This is a genomic window from Aquabacterium sp., from assembly GCF_034003525.1.
GTDB lineage: Bacteria > Pseudomonadota > Gammaproteobacteria > Burkholderiales > Burkholderiaceae_C > Aquabacterium.
On record NZ_JAVEYN010000029.1, the window covers coordinates 1 to 18,464 of the forward strand.

Sequence of the window (18,464 nt, forward strand, 5' to 3'; positions counted from 1 at the left end):
ACGGCCAAGGGGCCACGACTGGGGCTCAATACGCCCCGTATCTGCCCTTTGAACGCAAAAAAGTGTCGTCATCTGAAATAACAGCCCCAAGCCGCCGCGTCAGCGGTGGTTGTGCAGACCTTCCTTAGTTTGTACTGTGAGTAGCGTGTCAAGATGCTTTTTCATCTTTGCCAAAAGAAGGCGTAATCGGGGCGCGCGCACACTGTTGCGCTGTCAATTGGGAATTGGGGCCGGAAGATAAGCTGATGACAGCGGATGGGGCAGTCACGTGGGGTAGAGTTTTACCACTCTGTACTAGCCTGAGCAACCCGGCGCAGTTCATCTAATACATCTGCCTCTGGCGCCAATTTCGCAAGCTGAGCATTTAGTTCTTCACTGAACTTTGCTGATGCTAAACCGCTATTTACCGATCTGATCCTCATGACAAGATCATCTATGAGTGGCCAGTCGTCTGCGCCAGCTGGGTTAAGTTGTTTGCGGGCGGAGCGGCACCAGCCGTCGATATCACCACGAAACTCCTCATATTCTCGGATGACGGCAAGGGTTAATGGCATTTTCTTGGTTTGAAGAGTGTCTATAGCGCTTGCTTCGGAGGAGCCTGACGAATTAGTTAACTCGCGTCCACGTTGAACTTACAGTTAGCCCTGAATTATTTATTTCTCGGCTCTGCTGCGATGCACTTTTTGTGGAATTCCTCTATATCTAATGATTTGCCTTGGTTTTTGGCGATTGCCTGTGCGATTGTGTACCCGCTTTGACATGAATGCATCCACCATTCATGCGAGTTCTTTTTTTCCTGTTCACGTGCGGCCTCGTCCTTTGGGGTGGATGGTAGTCCGGTGCCCACAATAAATGTAGTTTTGAACTCTACGAAATTTCCGCCGAAATTTGAATTTTTTACCAGAGGCCCCTCTAATTTTTCACCCTTACTACCAATGGCTGGCCAAGTTTTTGAGTCCATAATGCCTGCCATTGGTGTTTCAATTTGCAGCTTGTAGACTCCAGGGGGGAGCGGTGTGCTGTTTTGTGTGAACGGTTGTGTGTTGAATTTGCCCCCCAAAACCTTCACTTTGGCTTGTGCAAAATAATGACTTTCCGATCTGTGTACGCTCAGCATGAGGTCCACCCCATCAGGTAGATTTGTTGTGCCAAATATTCTCGGTTTTTCTTGTCCATCTGATGTTGCAGTCAAGTTGACAATGAATGCATGTGAGTTCGTGACAAGCGAAGCGAAAAGAGCAATGAATAGGATTTTCTGCTTTGCCATTTTTGGTGCCTCTGTTTGCTGTGCTATTTGGTGGGGCTAACTGTTATTAGGCCTCACGCACAGATGCGAAACGCGGCCTAATGATTCTTGTCGCCTCAGCATCCTTGATCTTTCTCATCAGAATCAACACCTTAGCAATAAGCTTACAAATTGTTGAACATGTTATCCCACCTAAAAAAACAGCGTGCGCCCGCTAGCCCCCTCTGTTGGGGGTGCCGGCACACGCTGTGGTTTTGGGGTGTGGTCAGAGCTTCTATCAGCGGACAACCATCTCCGTCACCTTCAATTGCCCGTTCTCATCCACGGCCTTAAACCGCACCTTGTCACCCACTTTGAATTGGCTCAGCACCTGCTTGTCCGATATTCCAAAAATCATGGTCATGGGCGGCATATCCAGGTTGGGTATATACCCATGCTTCAGAGTCACTTTTCCGGTCTTCAGGTCTATTTTCCTGATTTCCCCTTCAGCCCAGGCTTCAGCTTTGGCGGCCGCCGACGCCGGGGTCGGCTCAGGTGGTGTGTCATGCCCATGGCCAGCATGAGATCCGGTCTGAGCCTGCGCACCGGTGGCCACGCACAGCCACAGGCCTGCCATCACGGCAAAGTGTTTCAACGTCATGGTTTGTCCTTTCACGCTTGGGGTTTGGCTTTGGGGTAATGGCTGAACACGCTGGTGCTGCCATCGCGCTGCACCAGCAGCACGTCATACGGGTCCAGGCGCGGGCCCATTTCCATGCCGGGTGAGCCCACGGGCATGCCGGGAACGCTCAAGCCCAGGCCTGCGGTTTTGTTGCGCAGCAGTCGCTTGACGTCGTCAGCAGGCACGTGGCCTTCGAGCACATAGCCGCCCACCAGGGCGGTGTGGCAGCTGCCCAGTTTGGCGGGCATGCCCAGGCGTTTGCGGGTGGGGCTGGTGTCGTCCACTTCCGAAACGTTGACGGTGAAGCCGGCGTTTCGCATGTGCTCAACCCAGGCGGTGCAGCAGCCGCAGGTGGGGCTTTTCCACACCTGCACGGTGGGCAGTTTGAAAGGGTTGGCCTGTGCTTGTGCGGCCAGCAGGGCGGCGGGTGTGGCGGCCAGGGCCAGCAGCAGGTTTCGGCGTGAGGGGTTCATGGTTGGTACTCCTTGCTCAAATGGGGTGTCAGTGGCCGCTGTGCCTGCCATGGCCGGCAGGTTTGCGGATGTTCACTTCCACCTTGGGTTGTGGGGTGGCGGAGGCCGGCGCCTGTGTGGCGGTGGGTGTGGGGCCTTGCCATTCGCGCGCCACGGTGCCCGCAGGGTGTTTGAACCAACCTGGGTCGGTGTAGTCGCCGCGCTTTTGACCTTTGCGCACTTTCAGCACGCTGAACATGCCGCCCATGCCAATGGCGCCAAAGGGGCCGTGTCCGGTCATCATGGGCACGGTGTTGTCGGGCAGGGGCATTTCCATCTCGGTCATGTCGTGCATGCCGCGCTCGCCCATCACCATGTAGTCCGGTATCAGTCGGGTGATCTGTTTGGCCACCTGGCGGTGGTCCACGCCAATCATGGTGGGCACGGCATGACCCATGGCGTTCATGGTGTGGTGGCTCTTATGGCAATGCATCGCCCAGTCGCCCTCTTCGTCGGCCACAAAGTCGAGTTGGCGCATCTGGCCCACGGCCACGTCGGTGGTCACTTCGGGCCAGCGGGCGGTTTTGGGTAAGGGGCCGCCGTCGGTTCCGGTCACCATGAACTCGTGCCCATGCAGATGGATAGGGTGGTTGGTCATGGTCAGGTTGCCCACGCGGATGCGCACCTTGTCCATGTGGCGCACCACCAGCGGGTCAATGCCAGGAAAGATGCGGCTGTTCCAGCTCCACAGGTTGAAGTCGAGCATGGTGTTGACCTTGGGCGTGTAGCTGCCCGGGTCCACGTCGTAGGCGTTGAGCAGGAAGCAGAAGTCGCGGTCCACCTCGTCGATCAGCGGGTGCTTGCCCTTGGGGTGGGTGATCCACAGCCCCATCATGCCCATGGCCATCTGCACCATTTCGTCGGCGTGCGGGTGGTACATGAAGGTGCCGGGGCGGCGCGCCACGAACTCGTACACAAAGGTTTTGCCCGGTGCGATGGGCGGTTGCGTCAGGCCGGTGACGCCATCCATGCCGCAGGGCAGGCGCTGGCCGTGCCAGTGCACGCTGGTGACCTCGGGCAACTTGTTGGTGACGAAGATGCGCACGCGGTCGCCTTCGACCACTTCGATGGTGGGGCCGGGCGACTGGCCGTTGTAGCCCCACAGGTGGGCGACGAAGCCCGGTGCCATCTCGCGCACCACGGGCTCGGCCACAAGGTGGAACTCCTTGACGCCGTTGTTCATGCGCCAGGGCAGGGTCCAGCCGTTGAGGGTGACGACGGGGTTGTAGGGGCGGCCGTTGGGCGGCACCAGCGGCGCCTGGGTGTCGGCGCTGGTCTGGATGACGGGCTCGGGCAGCGCGGCCAGGGCGGCTTTGCTGACCGTGGCGCTGCCGACGGCGGCGGTGATGGCGCCGGCGCCAGAGAGGAAGTTGCGTCTGGAAACCATGGGGTGTCCTTGTTCAGTGGCCGGCGCCCGCGGCCTCGGGGGCGGCGGCGCGTGAGGCGGTGGGGGCGCGGAGCTGGGCGGGGCCGATGAGGGCCATGTCCAGATCGGCCTGGGCGAGCCAGAAGTCGCGCAGGGTGTCGATGTAGGTGGCTACGCCGCTGATCTGGGCGCGAGCATCAGCCAGCAACTCGAACACGCCGATGAGCATGCCGTTGTAGCGCAGCAGGTTTTCCTCGGCGATGCGCTGGCGCAGGGGCACGACCTCGTCTCGCTGGTGGCGAGCGATGTCGTAGGCCGAGCGGTAGTTGCCGTAGGCCTCGCGCACTTCGGAGCGGGCTTGGATGGCGGTGTCGGCGGCGGCGTGCACGGACTGCATGTAGATGGCCTCGGCCTTGGCGACGCGGGCGCCGCCCCAGTTGAAGAGGGGCAGCTCCAGGCTCACTTCCCAGCCGCGGGTGGTGGGCGCTTCGTTGGACGAGTTGCGGATCAGGCCCAGCTCCAGCACGTTGATGAAGCGGGTGGCTTGCGTGAGGCCCAGGTTGCGCGCGGTTTGCTCCGAGGCGAGGCGGGCGGCTTGCACGTCCAGTCGCTGGGCGACGGCGGTGCGTTCCACATCGGGCAGGTCGCGCACGACGGGGGGCAGGTCGGGCAGGCGGTCGGGGAGCTGGAAGGCGGTTTGGTCGCCCCACAGGCCCAGCAGACGGATGAGGCGCTCGCGCGTGGCGCCCTCATGGCGCTGGGCGCGGGCCAGGCCTTGGGCGGCATCGGCGTAGAAGCTTTGCTCGCGGGCCTGTTGCAGTTTGTTGAAGTTGCCCACCTGGGCCATGCGGCGGGCCAGTTCGGCGCTGGCTTCGGCGGCCTGCATGACCTGGCCCATGTAGCGGGTGGTTTCCTTGGCGGCCAGGGCTTCGTAGTAGGCCTGGCGGGTGCGGTGGGCGAGTTGCAGCACCTGCTGGGCGGTTTGCGTCTGGGCTTGTGCGAAGCGGCGGTTTTCGAGCTGCTGCACCGTGGGCATCAGCAGCAGGCGGGCCAGGTTGAAGTGCACGCTGCGCTCGATTTCGCGCTCGTCTCCCGTGCGCTGTTTGCCAAACGAGAAGCCAGGGTTGGGCAGGCGGCCGGCTTGCACCACGTCGGCTTCGGTGATGCCCAACTCGGCCAGCGAGGCTTGCAGGCCTCGGTTGTTCAGCAGGGCGATGTGCACGGCGCTGTCGGCGGTCAAGGGCTGGCCCAGCAGCTCGGCCACGCGCTGGTCGGTGCGGTCTTGGTCGGCATCGGTCTGGATGCGTTGCACGTCGCTGCCAGTGTGGGCGCGGGTCAAGTCGTTGACGGGGCCCAGGCCGCCATCGGGGCTGAAGCTGGCGCAACCGCTCAGCAGCACGGCGAGCGCCAGGGGTGTGAGGAGGCGGGCGCGGGTCATGGCTGGCCTCCGTGGTGATGGTGATGTGAGTGGTCCCCGGGGGCGGACGCTGCGGGGGGCTTGGGGGGCGCACTTGGCGTGCCGGTCGGTGCACTGGCCGCAGCGGTGGATCTGGGCGGTGTGGCAGGGGCATCAGGCGCATGGGCCTCGCGGGCGTAGGCGCGCCAGCCGCCAATTTGCGCGGTCAGGTCATTGGCCTGACGCCAGGCGCCGACTTCGACCTCGGTGTGCGCTTTGTAGCGTGAGAGAGCCGAGTTGTGGCGCAGCGGTGGCACGGTGGCATCCGCCTGCAAAGGGTTGGGGCGTGATGGTGGGGCGCTGGCAGCGGTTTGGGCGTGCAGGCCAGGGGCGAGCCAGGCCAGTGCCAACAGCACAGGCAGCCGCCAGTGGGAAAGGGATATGCTCATGGCATCCTCGTGAACCTGAGTGGCCGCATCAGCCAGGGGCTGAACACGGACGAAGGGTCAGCAACGCCTGCGTGTGCAGGCGCTGTGCGTCAGGCGAGGATGCGTTGAGGCGGGCGTTCGAGACTGTCGAGCGGCGGGGCGACGCCAGCGGTCAGGGTCACCGACACCAGTTCGGTGTTCAGCGCGATGACGGGCAGGTGAAACGCCAGGTGAGGCAAGGCGGCGCAGAGCGCGCAGTGGGCTCCGCCGCAGCCGTGGTCTGCACCTGTCTGGGCTTTGTCGTGGCAGTGGGCCTGGCCCGATGCGCAATGGCTGTCTGCTTGGACAAGGGCCTGAGCTTGGGCCGCTGGATGCTGCATCTCGTGCGGCATGCTGTGCGCGGTGTGAGCCGGTGCGCCGTCGTGATCGTGCGTGTGCGCCGAGCGTGACATGGCCTGACTCTGCAGGGGCAGGATCAGCAGCGTCAGGCAGATCAGCAGCAGACGGACCAGTTGGCTCATGGCATCAGCCTAGCACAAGCGGCGATTTACTCAATGGACTCGGCGGTGCTGACCCCACCGTCTACGGCGGGAGCGGGGGGGCGGCGGTATTTGAAGGTGCCCATGGCCTTGGCGACGGAGCGACCTTCGGTGTCGGTGACCTCGGCCTCGCAGAAGCAGGTGGACTTGCCGCCCCCGGTGACTTTGGCTGTGGTGGTGAGGGGGCCGTGTCCGGGCGCCAGGAAGTTGACCGTGACGCCGGTGGACACCACCGACAGCCGGAACCCTTGTTGGGCCATCGCGGCGCGGGCCATGGTCGTGTCCAGCAGGGTCATGAGCACGCCGCCGTGGATGGCGCCGTGCATGTTGGTCAGCTCGGGGCGCGGTTGCAAGACGGTCTGCGCCCACCCCTTGCTCAGTCCTGTCGACTCGGCGCCCAGCAGCTCCAGGAAAGGGTTGCCGAAGTGGGGCGGCGGCAGATCAATGTCGTTGGACTGATCAGGGGAGGGCATGGGTACTGCGGAATCTGGGGGGCCGGATGCTCGATCACACCGCCATGGGCGCGGTGAGTGGCGCGTGGTGTTGGTAGCCTTCCAGCCAGAAGTCGGAGGGTTCGACCTTTTCCAGCCACTCGGGCTCGTACTTGCCCGTCACGGCGTAGTCGGGGATGCGGTCGGACAGGACCAGCTTGGGCGCAGGGAAGGGCTCACGCCGCAGCTGTTCTTGCAGCATGTCCACGTGGTTCTCGTAGATGTGCGCATCACCGATGAAGTAGGTGAACCAGCGGGGCTTGTAGCCGGTGAGGCGACCCATCAGGGTCAGCAGCGCGGCACCTTCGGTGAGGTTGAAGGGCGTGCCCAGGCCCACGTCGTTGCTGCGGATGTAGAGGCACAGCGAGATCTCGCCCTTGGCCTGGTTGACCAGGAACTGGTAGAGCAGGTGGCAGGGCGGCAGGGCCATTTCTTCGAGCTGCGCCCAGTTCCAGCCGTGGAAGAGGATGCGGCGGTTGCCGGGGTCCTTGATGATGGTGTCCAGACACTGGCGCAGCTGGTCAACCGCCTTGTAGAGCAGCACTTGCTCGCCTTGGCCATCGGTGCTGTCGAAGCGGCCCAGCAGTTGGTAGCCGCGCCCGACGGCGTCTTCGATCTGGCGGGTTTCGGTGGCCGGCAGCATCTTGTAGGCCGGCCAGTTGCGCCATTGCACGCCGTACACAGGGCCCAGGTCGTCTTCACCCAGGCGGTAGGGATTGGCCAGCCAGGCCTGGTTTTCGTTGGCGTTCTGGTCCCACACCTTGCAGCCCAGGGCGCGGAACTCGGCGGCGTTGCGGCTGCCGCGCAGGAAACCCACCATTTCGCCAATGGCCGATTTGAAGGCCAGCTTCTTGGTCGTGACCGCCGGGAAGCCCTCTTGCAGGTCGAAACGCATCATGGCGCCAGGCATGCTCAGCGTGCGCACGCCGGTGCGGTTGTCCTGCCAGCTGCCGGTGTCGAAGATGGATTGAACGAGGTCGAGGTACTGTTTCATGGTGGTCTGCAAAGTACAACAGCCGGCGCGGGGCCGGCTGTTGGCATTGTGGCAGTCAATCCGCCTGAAAAGGCCCGCTCATGGAATATCCCATGCCGGGCCTGGGTTGGCTTACTGCTGAGCAGGGTCGCGCAGGAAGATTTCGACGCGGCGGTTCTTGGCTTGGCCTGCGGACGTGGCGTTGCTGGCGATCGGCTCACGCGAGCCGCGGCCCACGGTTTCGATGCGCGAGGCAGGCACGCCGCGGTCGTTCAGATAGTTCTTGACGCTTTCAGCGCGCTGCAGGGACAGGGGGTTGTTGATGGCGTCGGTGCCGGTGCTGTCGGTGTGGCCGACGATGCGCACGACCATGCCGCTGCCATTGCGGGTCAGGCCCTGGGCGAAGGTGTCGAGCACCGAACGCAGCTCAGGCTTGAGGGTGGCGCTGTTGCGATCAAACGAGATGTCGCTGGGGATGTTCAGTTTGAGCTGGTTGTCGTCGGTGCGGGTGACTTCAACCGGGGTACCCGCCGTGGCTTGCTCCATGGCGGCCTGTTGTTCTTGCATGCGCTTGGACCACAGGTTGCCGGCGATGGCGCCAGCCGCAGCACCAATGGCGGCGCCGCGCACGGTGTTGTCGCCACCGGTGGCATTGCCGATGAGGGCGCCCGCGATGGCACCCAGGGCAGCACCCTTGGCGGTACCTTGTTGGGTTTGATCCATGTTCGCGCAACCCGTGGCCGCGATGGCACCGGCCACAGCCACGATCAGGGCGGGGCGGCTCAGGCGGGCGGCTGCTTGGGAGGATTTGGCGAAGGTCATGTGTCTTCCTTTATAGGTAGAGCGAGGCAGGGCCTCGGAACTGGCTTGTCACCCTAACGCGCGACGGGTGCGCTGCGATGACAAGCTTTCATCAGGCCGGAGCCTGATCGAACTGCATGGAGGCCAGTTTGGCGTACAGACCGTTGCGGTGCATCAACTCGGCGTGGGTGCCCACATCGACGATGGCGCCAGCCTCCAGCACGATGATGCGATGGGCATTGACCACGGTGCTCAGGCGGTGGGCAATGACCAGGGTGGTGCGGTCTTTCATGGCCTCTTCCAGGGCGGCCTGGACCGCCCGTTCGCTTTCAGTATCGAGTGCACTGGTGGCTTCGTCAAGCAGCAGAAGTGGCGCGTTCTTCAAGATGGCGCGCGCGATGCTGATGCGCTGGCGCTGCCCGCCCGACAGGCGCACACCACGCTCGCCCAGGAAGGTGGCATAGCCTTCGGGCAGCTGGCTGATGAAGTCGTGGGCGTGGGCGGCGCGGGCGGCCGCCTGCACTTCCTCGTCGGTGGCGCTGGGTCGGCCGTAGCGGATGTTCTCCATCGCACTGGTCGAGAAGATGACGCTGTCTTGCGGGACGATGCCGATGCGCTCGCGCAGGGCTTCGAGGCTCAGCTGGCGGATGGGCACGCCGTCCAGGTCGATCTGGCCGGACTGGGGATCGTAAAAGCGCAGCAACAACTGAAACACCGTGCTTTTGCCGGCGCCGCTGGGGCCGACCAGGGCGATGGTCTCACCCGGTTGCACCTCCAGGTTGAGGTGGCTCAGCGCGGCTTGCGTGGGCCGCGATGGGTAGTGGAAGCTCAGGTCGCGCACGCTCAGGCGCGAGCCGCCGTGGACCGCAGGCAGGCTCTGCGCCTGGGCCGGTGTCTGAATGGGCGAGCGGGTTTGCAGCAACTCGACCAGGCGCTCGGTGGCGCCGGCGGCACGCAGGATGTCGCCATAGACCTCTGAGAGGGCCGCGACGGCACTCAGCAGCAAGATGACGTAGACGACCGTCTGGCCCATGTGGCCGGCTGTGATCTGCCCTTGCAGCACGGCCTGGGTGCCCTGGTACAGGCCCCACAGCAACGCGCCGGTGGTGGCGGTGATGATGAAGCCCACCAGCACGGCACGGGCCTTGATGCGGCGCTCACCGGTTTTGAAGGCGCCCTCGGTGGCGTCGTCGAAGCGGCGGGCTTCGCGTTGCTCGGCGGTGTAGCTTTGCACCACGGGCACGGCGTTGAGTACCTCGGCGGCGATGGCGCTGGCGTCGGCCACGCGGTCTTGGCTGTCGCGCGAGAGGCGGCGCACGCGGCGGCCATAGGCAATGGCAGGCAGCACGACCAGCACCAGCCCCCCGATGACCTGGGCCATCACGTAGGGGTTGGTGACGATGAGCATGGTCAGCGCCCCCGCTGCCATGATGGCGTTGCGCAGGCCCATGGACACGCTGGTGCCCACCACGGTCTGGATCAGGGTGGTGTCGGCGGTGAGGCGAGACAGCACCTCGCCGCTTTGCGTGGTCTCGAAAAAGGCGGGGCTTTGGCGCAGAACGTGGGCGTACACGGCGCGCTTGAGGTCGGACGTGATGCGCTCGCCCAGCCAGGTCACCATGAAGTAGCGCGAGGCCGAGAACACGCCCAGCGCGGCCCCCACGCCGAACAGGGCCAGGAAGTGCTCGCGCAGGGCCATGACGCGGTCGTTGGGGTCGGCCGAGACGATGCCCTGGTCGATCAGGGTGCGCAGCGCGATGGGTAGCACGAGGGTGGTCAAGGCCGCCAGGATCAGAAAGACCAGTGCCAGGCCGATGCGGCCTTTGTAAGGTGCGAGAAAGGGACCCAGGGCGCGCAAGGCGGTGGGTGATTTGGCGGGGGCGGGGCCGGTGGCTTTGGACATGGTGCGCGCGAAGTGACGGTCAGTCATTATCTTGCCACTGGCATTTTCTTGCCTTGACAATGGTTGCTTAGGCAAATAAATTAAAGGGCATGTCTGAAGACACCGAAACGCCCCAGCCCGAGCGCCCCGACTTTTACCGTCTGGGCACCTTTGTCCGCGAGGACAGCCCCGGCTACCTGATGCGCCGCATCATGCAGGTGGTGGTCAACCAGCTCGACCGTCGTCTGGAAGTGGGCGATCTGACCTACGCCCAGTGGGCGCCGCTGTACCTGATCCAGCGCCTGGAACACCCCACCTTGGCCACGCTGGCGCGTGAGTTGCGCACTGACCCCGGCGCCATGACGCGCACGCTCGACCGGCTGGAGGCCAAGGGCCTGTGCCGCCGCGAGCGTTCAACCGAAGACCGGCGCGTGGTGCACCTGTCGCTCACGCCCGAGGGCGAGGCTGCCACCGCGCCCGTGCCCCAGTTGTTGTGCGAGATCTCGAACGAATTGCTGACCGGCTTCAGCCACGACGAGTGGCAGACCTTCATGACGCTGCTGCGCCGTGTGGCCGCCAACGCCGAAGCCTTGCAGGCGCAGACATCCCCATCGTGCGCATCCCCCGTGTCCTCGGGAGAACCTTCATGAACAGTACAGATTCCGCATCCCCGCTGGCCGCACCGCAGGCTCGGCGCAAGAAGGCTCTGCGTGCCATTGCCGTGGCGGTGCTGGTGGGCGGGGCCGCCTACGGCGCGTACTACGGCCTGTTTGCCAGCCACTATGAGCACACCGACAACGCCTATGTGCAGGCCAACATCGTGCAGTTGACGCCGCAGGTGGGCGGCACGGTGCTGAGCATTGGGGCCGATGACACCGACCGTGTGCAGGCCGGACAGGTGCTGGTGAAGCTCGATGCGGCGGATGCCCAGGTGGCGCTGGAGCAGGCCGAGGCACAGCTGGCGCAGACCGTGCGCGAGGTGCGCACGCTGTTTGCCAACAACGCCACCTTGGCGGCCCAGATTGCCTTGCGTGAGGCCGAGTTGGGCAAGGCGCGCAACGACGTGGGGCGTGCGCAAGACGATGTGAAGCGCCGCGAGCCCTTGTGGGCCAGCCGCGCCATTGGCAAGGAAGAGTACGACCACGCCACCTCGCAACTGGCATCGGCACGCAGTGCGGTGGCAGCTGCCGAGTCGGCACTGGCCGCAGCGCGCCAGCAACTCAGCGCCAACCAGACCTTGACCGAGGGCACATCGGTGGCGGCGCACCCGAACGTGGCGCGTGCTGCCTCGCGGGTGCGTGAGGCTTACCTGGCTTTGCAGCGCGTGACGCTGCGCTCGCCCGTGGATGGCTATGTGGCCAAGCGCAGTGTGCAGTTGGGCCAGCGCGTGCAAGCCGGCGCGCCCATGATGTCGGTGGTGACGCTGGACCAGGCCTGGGTGGATGCCAACTTCAAGGAAAACCAGTTGCAGCGCCTGCGCATGGGCCAGCCCGCTACGCTGACGGCCGATGTGTATGGCCGCAAGGTGGTGTACCACGGCACCGTGGTGGGCCTGGGGGCAGGCACGGGGGCGGCGTTCTCGCTGCTGCCGGCGCAGAACGCCACCGGCAACTGGATCAAGGTGGTGCAGCGCGTGCCGGTACGTGTGGCCTTGAAGCCCGAAGAAGTGAAGGTGCATCCGCTGCGGGTGGGCCTGTCGATGGATGTGGAAGTGGACGTGAGCCAGCAGGATGGCCCGATGCTGGCCCAGGCGCCACGCGTCGGTGCCGAGCGCAGCACCACCGTGTTTGACAACCTGCAAGCCGATGCCGACGCCCGCGTGGCACGCATCATCGCGGCCCACATGGGGGCACGCAGTGGCACACCCATGGCTGCCGCGTCGGGCGTCTGAGCATGTCTCTGCCCAGCCCGGACGCGCCACCGATGGCGCCCCCCCCGCTCACCGGGCGGTCTCTGGCCCTGGGCACCTTGGCGCTGTCGCTGGCCACGTTCATGAACGTGCTGGATTCGTCGATCGCGAACGTGTCCTTGCCCGCGATTGCCGGTGACCTGGGCGTGAGCCCCACGCAGGGCACCTGGGTCATCACCAGCTTCGGGGTGGCCAATGCCATCTCGGTGCCGCTGACTGGGTGGCTCACGCAGCGATTCGGTGCGGTGCGCCTGTTCACGGCCAGCGTGTTGCTGTTCGTGCTGGCCTCGTGGTTGTGCGGCTTTGCGCCCTCACTGGAATGGCTGATCGCGTTCCGGGTGCTGCAAGGCCTGGTGGCCGGGCCGATGATCCCGCTGTCTCAGACCTTGTTGTTGCAAAGCTATCCGCCAGCCAAGGCGGGGACGGCGCTGGCCTTATGGGCCATGACGACGCTGGTGGCGCCCGTCACCGGGCCCTTGTTGGGCGGCTGGATCACCGACAACGTGTCCTGGCCCTGGATCTTCTACATCAATGTGCCGTTGGGGCTGGGCGCGGCCCTGGTCACGTGGCGCATCTACGCCAAGCGCGAAACGCCGACCCGCAAGCTGCCCATCGACACCGTGGGGCTGGCGCTGCTGGTGCTGTGGGTGGGGGCGCTGCAGCTCATGCTCGACAAGGGCAAGGAGCTGGAGTGGTTCGAGAGCGGCCAGATCGTCATCTTGGGTTTGGTGGCGCTGGTGAGCTTTCTGGCGTTTCTGGCCTGGGAGCTGACGGCCGAGCACCCGGTGGTGGAGTTGCGCCTGTTTGCCACCCGCAACTTCGCGGTGGGGGCGCTGGCGATGTCGGTGGGCTACGGCCTGTTCTTTGGCAACGTGGTGCTGTTGCCGCTGTGGTTGCAGCAGTACATGGGCTACACCGCCTCGGCGGCCGGGATGGCGATTGCGCCCGTGGGCGTGCTGGCCATCTTGCTGTCGCCGATTGTGGGCAAGAACGTGGCCAAGGTCGATCCGCGCCAGATGGCCACGGTGTCCTTTTTCGTCTTTGCGCTGGTGCTGTGGATGCGCTCGCGCTTCAACACCCTGGCCGACTTCGACACCATCATGGTGCCGACCATCATCCAGGGCGCGGCGCTGGCCTGCTTCTTCATCCCACTGAGTGCCATCACCTTGTCGGGCTTGTCGCCTGACCGGATTCCATCGGCATCGGGCCTGAGCAACTTTGTGCGCATCACGGCCGGAGCCATGGGCACTTCGGTGGTGACGACTTTGTGGGACGACCGGGCCACGATGCACCACGCGCAGCTGACCGAGCACATCACGCGCACCGACCCAGGGGCCATGAGCGCGTTCGATACCTTGATGGCTCAGGGTTTGAGCTTTGAGCAGGCAGCGGCGCAGGTCACGCGCCTGATTGACCAGCAGGCGTTCACGCGCTCGGCCAACGACGTGTTCCTGGCCTCGGCGGTGCTGTTTGTGTGCCTGATCCCGCTGGTGTGGGTGGCGAGCCGGCCTCGGCCACGGACGGCCGGGCCATCGGACGCCGGCGGTGCGCACTGACGCCGAGCTGACACGTTGCGTGTCGCCGTGCCCATGAAAAAACGCCCCGAGGGGCGTTTGGCGGTGGTCAGGGAGGCCCGTGCAGGTGGCAGGCTCAGACGGCCGGCACGGTGTAGTTCGCGTCGGTCATCAGGTCGATGCCGCACGATAGGCCTTCGACCCAGTCGATGAATTCCTTGACGGCGGGGCCGGCCAGAGGGGCACCGTGCTGCGGCACGATCATGTGGATGTCCAGCTGGCGCACCATGCGGGCCCAGAAACGCAGGATCTTGCCTGAGACCATGTAGCGGCGGTGGAAGGCCTCCATGCCGTTGGGCAGCGGGTTCAGCGAGGTGATGTAGTCCGAGGCTTTGTTCTTGCCCAGGAAGGACACGCCCAAGTCGCCCGAGAACAGGATCTTGCTGATCGGGTCGTAGAACTGGAAGTTACCTTCGGCGTGCATGAAGTGCGCCGGCAGGGCGATCAGTTCGCAGTCGCCAATCGAGATGTGCATGCCCGGGTCAGGGATGCCCACGATGCGGCCCGTCGTCTTGCCCGGCTTGCAGAAGTGGGGCACGAAGCGCTCCCACAGGGTCGAGACATACAGCTTGGCGTCGGGCGTGGCCGTCATCCAGCGGTCGAGCGAGGCGATGATGTCCGGGTCGGCGTGCGAGGCGATGATGGCCGACAGGCGCGAGGGTGGGAAGTACTTGGTCATGCCCAGGTACAGCTCGCTGTAGGCCAAGTTGCCACCCGGGTCGATGATGGCGCCGGTGTCGTCGTTGACGATCAGAAACTGGTTGGCTTGAACAGCCTCACCGCCCTCGGTGCTGAGGTCGGAAAACATCAGGCACACGTGGCCCTTGTGACGGAATAGTTCGTGAGGCATGTTGGATCTCGATCAAGTAACGCCAGGGTAGGGTGATCTTGCGTCATCAGACTTAACTCAGGTCAAATCCAGTGGAATTGACCGAAATCATGACCGCAAGGTGTTGCGTGGGTGATGCAGTGGCTCAGGCACGGGCCAACAGGTGTTGGCGGATGGCAGGCAAGGGGTCGCGGACATCGCAGGCCACAACACGGCGCAGCGGCATGCTGCGCAGCCAGGTGATCTGGCGCTTGGCCAGCTGGCGCGTGGCGGCAATGCCCTTGTCCATCACCTCGCGCAGCACGGCGGGCTGGTCAAGGTCGAGGCCCGCATCCAGTGCTTCCCACACCTGTCGGTAGCCGACGCAGCGGATCGACGGCAGGCCCACATGCAGGTCGGGGCGCTGGCGCAGGCGCTTGACCTCGTCGATGAAGCCGGCGGCCATCATCTGCTCGAAGCGCAGGGCAATGCGCTGGTGCAGCCAGGCGCGGTCGGTGGGCTCCAGCGACACCAGGATGGCATCGTGCACAGGCGTCTGCTCGCTGCCCCGGGTGTGGAAGGCCGACAGCGGGCGGCCGCTGCTGCGCCATACCTCCAGCGCGCGCTGGATGCGTTGCGTGTCCCCAGGGGCCAGGCGGGCTGCGGTGACCGGGTCCACCTGGGCCAGGTCGGCGTGCAGGGCGGCGCTGCCTCGGGCGGCCATCTGGGCATCGAGCTGGGCGCGGATCACCGGGTCGGCGGGCGGCAGTTCGTCCAGCCCTTCCAGCAGGGCCTTGATGTACAGCATGGTGCCGCCCACCAGCAGCGGGGTACGCCCGCGTGCGCGAATCTCGCCGATCAGCCGGTGCGTGTCCTGCACGAAGCGTGCGGCGCTGTAGCTCTCGGTGGGGTCGAGGATGTCGATGAGGTGGTGGGGCACCTGGGCGAGTTCGGCCGCACTGGGCTTGGCCGTGCCGATGTCCATGCCGCGGTAGATCAGGGCCGAATCGACGCTGATGATCTCGATGTCGACTTCGCGGGCCAGCGCCAGGGCGGCGGCCGTTTTGCCGCAGGCGGTGGGGCCGGCCAGGATCCAGGTCGGAGGCGCGGGCGGCGTCAGGGACAGGGCGGGGCTCATGCGTCCCTCCGGGGCAGGCCGTCACGTTGGACGCGGCGCAGGGCCACCCAGGCGGTGCATGCGCCGCCCAGGCCCATGCCCAGCGTCATGGGGTAGAGGGTGCCGGCCCAGCCAGGCAGGGAGGTCCACCACGACAGTGCCGCCCCCACGCCAAAGGCCATGCTGGCCAGCACGAAGCCGGACAGGGCCGACGCCGCGCCCGCCTGTTTGGGAAAGGCCGCGACCACGCCGGTTTGCCCGCAAGGCTGGTGGATGCCGTGGCCGATGGCGTAGAGCCACATGCCGGGCAACAAGGCGGCCGGATGCACCGTCCACCCCAGGAAGAACTGCGCCCCGGCCACCGAGGCGATGCCCACACCGCCCGACAGCGACAGCCAGCCACCGATGCGGATGGTGCGGATCAGGCCGATGCGGTGCAAGGCCCGACGGCACAAGAAGGTGCCGCCCAGATAGGCCAGCGACAGGGAGGCCATCACGACGCCGTAGGTGGTGCGGCTGGTGTGCAGCACGTCGATGAAGGCAAAGGCCGACAGCGCCAGGTACACATACAGCCCGCCATAGGTGGACGAGGTCAGCAGGGTGTGGGCGCGAAAGGTGGGGTGCTTGGAAATCTCCCACCACTGGCTCACCAGCTTGAGCCAGGACTGCGGCGGCTGGCGACGGTGAGCTGGCAAGGTCTCGGGCAGCTTGCGCCAGATGAAGAGCAGGATCAGGCTGGAAAACAGCAGGAGCAAGCCCATGGTGGCCCGCCAGCCACCCAGCGTGGCCGCAACGGCGCCCACGACCGGGCCCAGCAAGGCGAGCACACCCAGCAGGCCCATGCCCTTGGTCATCACCTTGGCGCCTTCCTCAGGCGGGTACAGGTCGCGGATCATCGCGCGGCCGCACACCACGGCGGCCGACAGGCTGGCACCTTGGGCGATGCGCGCGAGCAGCACCACGGACAGATCGGGCGCGAAGGTGGCCGCGGCACTGGCCAAGGCGTACAGGCCCAGTCCCCAGCGCAGCACGGGCTGGCGCCCTACGCGGTCGGCCACCGGGCCCCACACCAGTTGCCCGATGCCGAAGGCCATGATCAGCACCGACAAGGTCCACTGCACCTGGGGCGAGGTGAGGGACAAGGCCCGCTGCATCTCCGGCAGTGCCGGCAGGTACAGGTCCGTGCTGAGCGGTTGCAGGCCGGTCAACAGGCCCACGGCCATCACGGCCACCCAGGCGGGGACGGCGGGTGAGTTGGCCTGGGAGCCGGACGCTGGCGCGGTGGACGTGGTGGGCGCAAGGCCCACGCTGGAATCAGAAGCGCTCATCAGGACGCAGGAATCGCCATTGGCCCAAGGGCAGCTTGCCCAGGGTGACACTGCCCATGCGCACGCGCTTGAGGCCCACCACCTTCAGGCCCACTTGTTCGCACATGCGGCGGATCTGGCGCTTGCGGCCTTCACGCAGCACGAAGCGCAACTGCTGCTCGTTTTGCCACGAGACCTGGGCAGGGCGCAGTGGGCGGCCGTCCAGTTCCAGGCCGAAACGCAGACGCTCGATGGCTTCGGGTGGCACCACGGCCGAGACGTTCTCGGCGCCGGGGGCGGGCATGTACTCCACGCGCACCAGGTATTCCTTCTCCACGCCCGAGTCTTCGCCAATCAGGTGCTTGGCGATGCGCCCGTCTTGCGAGAGCACCAGCAGGCCGGTGGAATCGATGTCCAGGCGACCGCAGGGCGCCAGGTGCTTGAGGTGACCACGCGTCAGCTTGAGGGGCATGCGGTCATCCGCCCAGCGGTTCTCAGGCGTGATCAGGACGACGGCCGGCTCGTAGCCGTCTTCGGCCTGGCCACTGACGTAACCGATGGGCTTGTGCAGCAAGATGGTGACACGCTCGGCCTGCTGGGTGCGGGCCAGCGGGTCGATGGTGATCTCCACGCCGGGGTCGACGCGGGTGCCCAGTTCGGCCACCACCTCGCCATTGACGCGGACCCAGCCGTGCTCGATCCACTCGTCGGCTTCACGGCGCGAGGCCATGCCGCGCTCGCTCATCAGCTTGGACAGGCGCACGCGGCCGTCGTGATCGACCTCGGCAACGGGTGCGGGCGCTGGGGCGCGCGTGGGCTGAGTCGGGCGCGTGTCCTGGCGCATGTCGGGGCGGGCGCCGGGCCGCGCATCCGGGCGGCGGGGGCGGTCATCATGGCCCATGGCACGGCGATCGTCGCGACGCTCGTAGCGGCTGTCAGGGCGACCGTCCTCGCGTCGTGGGGCCGATGGGCGTTGCGGTGCGCGCTCGTCGTCGCGACGCGGGGCGCTGCCGTAAGGCGCACGACGCTCGTCACGGCGACCTTCGAAGCGGTCGTCGCGTCGGTCGTCTCGCCGCTCACCCGGGCGTTCGTGTCGAGCTTCGCCAGGGCGCTGCGGGCGGCGTTCATCGCGCGGACCACGGTCGTCACGTGCCGGACGGTTGGACCATTCGCCGCGCGGTGCATCGCCTTGACGGGGGCGGTCGCCGTAGGGCGCACGCTCGGGGTTGGCGGGGCGTGCACGGCGATCGTCGCGGCCCTGGAAGGGTTCTGCCAGGGCCGAGCGGCGGGGGCGGGCAGCGGCTTCTTCACGGGCTTGCGCGGCCTCGGCGGCCGACATGCGCTTACGCGGAGCGGTGCCACGCACGGGCGGCTTGCGGTAGTCAGGGCCCGTGGCAGGGGTGTCGGCTGCAGCAGGTTTGCGCAGGCTCAGTTTTTTACGTTCGGTCATAGTC

At 65.5% G+C, this 18,464-nt stretch carries 18 protein-coding genes; 3 read left to right on the plus strand and 15 right to left on the minus strand.

Going from position 1 to position 18,464, the window contains the following annotated elements:
- Positions 1–649 precede the first annotated feature (649 nt).
- From RBT42_RS14155 to RBT42_RS14205, 11 genes are all read right to left on the minus strand, one after another.
- The gene (locus RBT42_RS14155; RefSeq protein ID WP_320366234.1) at positions 650–1,267 is read right to left on the minus strand and encodes a hypothetical protein; all 618 of its coding nucleotides are present in this window, start codon (positions 1,265–1,267) and stop codon (positions 650–652) included.
- Between the two features lie 256 nt (positions 1,268–1,523).
- Entirely contained in the window at positions 1,524–1,886 is a 363-nt protein-coding gene (locus tag RBT42_RS14160; RefSeq protein WP_320366236.1) for a copper-binding protein, read from the minus strand.
- Positions 1,887–1,897: 11 nt separating this feature from the next.
- Positions 1,898–2,380 carry a DUF411 domain-containing protein gene (locus RBT42_RS14165; protein ID WP_320366238.1) on the minus strand — a complete coding sequence of 161 codons (483 nt, stop codon included), beginning with the start codon at positions 2,378–2,380 and terminating at the stop codon, positions 1,898–1,900.
- 28 nt (positions 2,381–2,408) lie between these two features.
- Positions 2,409–3,806, minus strand: a complete 1,398-nt coding sequence (locus RBT42_RS14170; RefSeq protein WP_320366240.1) for a copper oxidase — start codon at positions 3,804–3,806, stop codon at positions 2,409–2,411.
- A 13-nt stretch (positions 3,807–3,819) separates the two neighbouring features.
- Entirely contained in the window at positions 3,820–5,223 is a 1,404-nt protein-coding gene (locus RBT42_RS14175) for a TolC family protein (RefSeq protein WP_320366242.1), read from the minus strand.
- Positions 5,220–5,630: a hypothetical protein gene (locus tag RBT42_RS14180; protein ID WP_320366244.1), complete on the minus strand. Its 411-nt coding sequence runs from the start codon at positions 5,628–5,630 to the stop codon at positions 5,220–5,222. Before RBT42_RS14180 ends, RBT42_RS14175 begins: the two co-directional genes overlap by 4 nt.
- 89 nt (positions 5,631–5,719) lie before the next feature.
- On the minus strand, positions 5,720–6,130 hold the full coding sequence (locus RBT42_RS14185) for a hypothetical protein (RefSeq protein WP_320366246.1): 411 nt from the start codon (positions 6,128–6,130) through the stop codon (positions 5,720–5,722).
- Between the two features lie 26 nt (positions 6,131–6,156).
- Complete coding sequence (locus RBT42_RS14190; protein ID WP_320366248.1) at positions 6,157–6,621, minus strand: PaaI family thioesterase; 465 nt, start codon at positions 6,619–6,621, stop codon at positions 6,157–6,159.
- Between the two features lie 34 nt (positions 6,622–6,655).
- Positions 6,656–7,633, minus strand: coding sequence for a thymidylate synthase (locus RBT42_RS14195; protein WP_320366250.1), 978 nt, complete (start codon positions 7,631–7,633; stop codon positions 6,656–6,658).
- Between the two features lie 111 nt (positions 7,634–7,744).
- Complete coding sequence (locus RBT42_RS14200) at positions 7,745–8,434, minus strand: OmpA family protein (RefSeq protein WP_320366252.1); 690 nt, start codon at positions 8,432–8,434, stop codon at positions 7,745–7,747.
- 91 nt (positions 8,435–8,525) lie between these two features.
- Positions 8,526–10,316 (minus strand): ABC transporter transmembrane domain-containing protein, encoded by a 1,791-nt coding sequence (locus RBT42_RS14205; RefSeq protein ID WP_320366254.1) that lies wholly within the window; start codon positions 10,314–10,316, stop codon positions 8,526–8,528.
- Between the two features lie 89 nt (positions 10,317–10,405).
- On the opposite strand from RBT42_RS14205, the gene RBT42_RS14210 reads away from it, so the two are divergent.
- Genes RBT42_RS14210 through RBT42_RS14220 form a run of 3 tightly spaced genes read left to right on the plus strand, consistent with a single transcriptional unit; the run spans position 10,406 to position 13,760 of the window.
- Positions 10,406–10,945: a MarR family transcriptional regulator gene (locus RBT42_RS14210; protein WP_320366256.1), complete on the plus strand. Its 540-nt coding sequence runs from the start codon at positions 10,406–10,408 to the stop codon at positions 10,943–10,945.
- The gene (locus RBT42_RS14215) at positions 10,942–12,186 is read left to right on the plus strand and encodes an HlyD family efflux transporter periplasmic adaptor subunit (protein WP_320366258.1); all 1,245 of its coding nucleotides are present in this window, start codon (positions 10,942–10,944) and stop codon (positions 12,184–12,186) included. The genes RBT42_RS14210 and RBT42_RS14215 overlap by 4 nt, the downstream gene beginning before the upstream one ends.
- A gap of 2 nt (positions 12,187–12,188) precedes the next feature.
- Positions 12,189–13,760 carry a DHA2 family efflux MFS transporter permease subunit gene (locus RBT42_RS14220; RefSeq protein ID WP_320366260.1) on the plus strand — a complete coding sequence of 524 codons (1,572 nt, stop codon included), beginning with the start codon at positions 12,189–12,191 and terminating at the stop codon, positions 13,758–13,760.
- 94 nt (positions 13,761–13,854) lie between these two features.
- Here the strand turns inward: RBT42_RS14220 and RBT42_RS14225 are convergent, their stop codons facing one another.
- The 4 genes from RBT42_RS14225 to RBT42_RS14240 form a co-directional block, all read right to left on the minus strand.
- A complete protein-coding gene (locus tag RBT42_RS14225) occupies positions 13,855–14,628 on the minus strand; it encodes an MBL fold metallo-hydrolase (RefSeq protein ID WP_320366262.1) in 774 nt (257 codons plus the stop codon).
- 124 nt (positions 14,629–14,752) lie between these two features.
- Entirely contained in the window at positions 14,753–15,724 is a 972-nt protein-coding gene (gene miaA / locus RBT42_RS14230; RefSeq protein WP_320366264.1) for a tRNA (adenosine(37)-N6)-dimethylallyltransferase MiaA, read from the minus strand.
- On the minus strand, positions 15,721–17,031 hold the full coding sequence (locus RBT42_RS14235) for a multidrug effflux MFS transporter (protein ID WP_320366266.1): 1,311 nt from the start codon (positions 17,029–17,031) through the stop codon (positions 15,721–15,723). The genes miaA and RBT42_RS14235 overlap by 4 nt, the downstream gene beginning before the upstream one ends.
- Positions 17,018–18,460, minus strand: coding sequence for a pseudouridine synthase (locus RBT42_RS14240; RefSeq protein WP_320366268.1), 1,443 nt, complete (start codon positions 18,458–18,460; stop codon positions 17,018–17,020). The genes RBT42_RS14235 and RBT42_RS14240 overlap by 14 nt, the downstream gene beginning before the upstream one ends.
- Positions 18,461–18,464 lie beyond the last annotated feature (4 nt).

What these genes read in the sequence shown, in the direction of transcription:
- RBT42_RS14155 (WP_320366234.1), bottom strand. Translation starts at nt 1,267, where the DNA reads ATGGCAAAGCAGAAAATCCTATTCATTGCTCTTTTCGCTTCGCTTGTC.
- RBT42_RS14160 (WP_320366236.1), bottom strand. Translation starts at nt 1,886, where the DNA reads ATGACGTTGAAACACTTTGCCGTGATGGCAGGCCTGTGGCTGTGCGTG.
- RBT42_RS14165 (WP_320366238.1), bottom strand. Translation starts at nt 2,380, where the DNA reads ATGAACCCCTCACGCCGAAACCTGCTGCTGGCCCTGGCCGCCACACCC.
- RBT42_RS14170 (WP_320366240.1), bottom strand. Translation starts at nt 3,806, where the DNA reads ATGGTTTCCAGACGCAACTTCCTCTCTGGCGCCGGCGCCATCACCGCC.
- RBT42_RS14175 (WP_320366242.1), bottom strand. Translation starts at nt 5,223, where the DNA reads ATGACCCGCGCCCGCCTCCTCACACCCCTGGCGCTCGCCGTGCTGCTG.
- RBT42_RS14180 (WP_320366244.1), bottom strand. Translation starts at nt 5,630, where the DNA reads ATGAGCATATCCCTTTCCCACTGGCGGCTGCCTGTGCTGTTGGCACTG.
- RBT42_RS14185 (WP_320366246.1), bottom strand. Translation starts at nt 6,130, where the DNA reads ATGAGCCAACTGGTCCGTCTGCTGCTGATCTGCCTGACGCTGCTGATC.
- RBT42_RS14190 (WP_320366248.1), bottom strand. Translation starts at nt 6,621, where the DNA reads ATGCCCTCCCCTGATCAGTCCAACGACATTGATCTGCCGCCGCCCCAC.
- RBT42_RS14195 (WP_320366250.1), bottom strand. Translation starts at nt 7,633, where the DNA reads ATGAAACAGTACCTCGACCTCGTTCAATCCATCTTCGACACCGGCAGC.
- RBT42_RS14200 (WP_320366252.1), bottom strand. Translation starts at nt 8,434, where the DNA reads ATGACCTTCGCCAAATCCTCCCAAGCAGCCGCCCGCCTGAGCCGCCCC.
- RBT42_RS14205 (WP_320366254.1), bottom strand. Translation starts at nt 10,316, where the DNA reads ATGTCCAAAGCCACCGGCCCCGCCCCCGCCAAATCACCCACCGCCTTG.
- RBT42_RS14210 (WP_320366256.1), top strand. Translation starts at nt 10,406, where the DNA reads ATGTCTGAAGACACCGAAACGCCCCAGCCCGAGCGCCCCGACTTTTAC.
- RBT42_RS14215 (WP_320366258.1), top strand. Translation starts at nt 10,942, where the DNA reads ATGAACAGTACAGATTCCGCATCCCCGCTGGCCGCACCGCAGGCTCGG.
- RBT42_RS14220 (WP_320366260.1), top strand. Translation starts at nt 12,189, where the DNA reads ATGTCTCTGCCCAGCCCGGACGCGCCACCGATGGCGCCCCCCCCGCTC.
- RBT42_RS14225 (WP_320366262.1), bottom strand. Translation starts at nt 14,628, where the DNA reads ATGCCTCACGAACTATTCCGTCACAAGGGCCACGTGTGCCTGATGTTT.
- miaA (WP_320366264.1), bottom strand. Translation starts at nt 15,724, where the DNA reads ATGAGCCCCGCCCTGTCCCTGACGCCGCCCGCGCCTCCGACCTGGATC.
- RBT42_RS14235 (WP_320366266.1), bottom strand. Translation starts at nt 17,031, where the DNA reads ATGAGCGCTTCTGATTCCAGCGTGGGCCTTGCGCCCACCACGTCCACC.
- RBT42_RS14240 (WP_320366268.1), bottom strand. Translation starts at nt 18,460, where the DNA reads ATGACCGAACGTAAAAAACTGAGCCTGCGCAAACCTGCTGCAGCCGAC.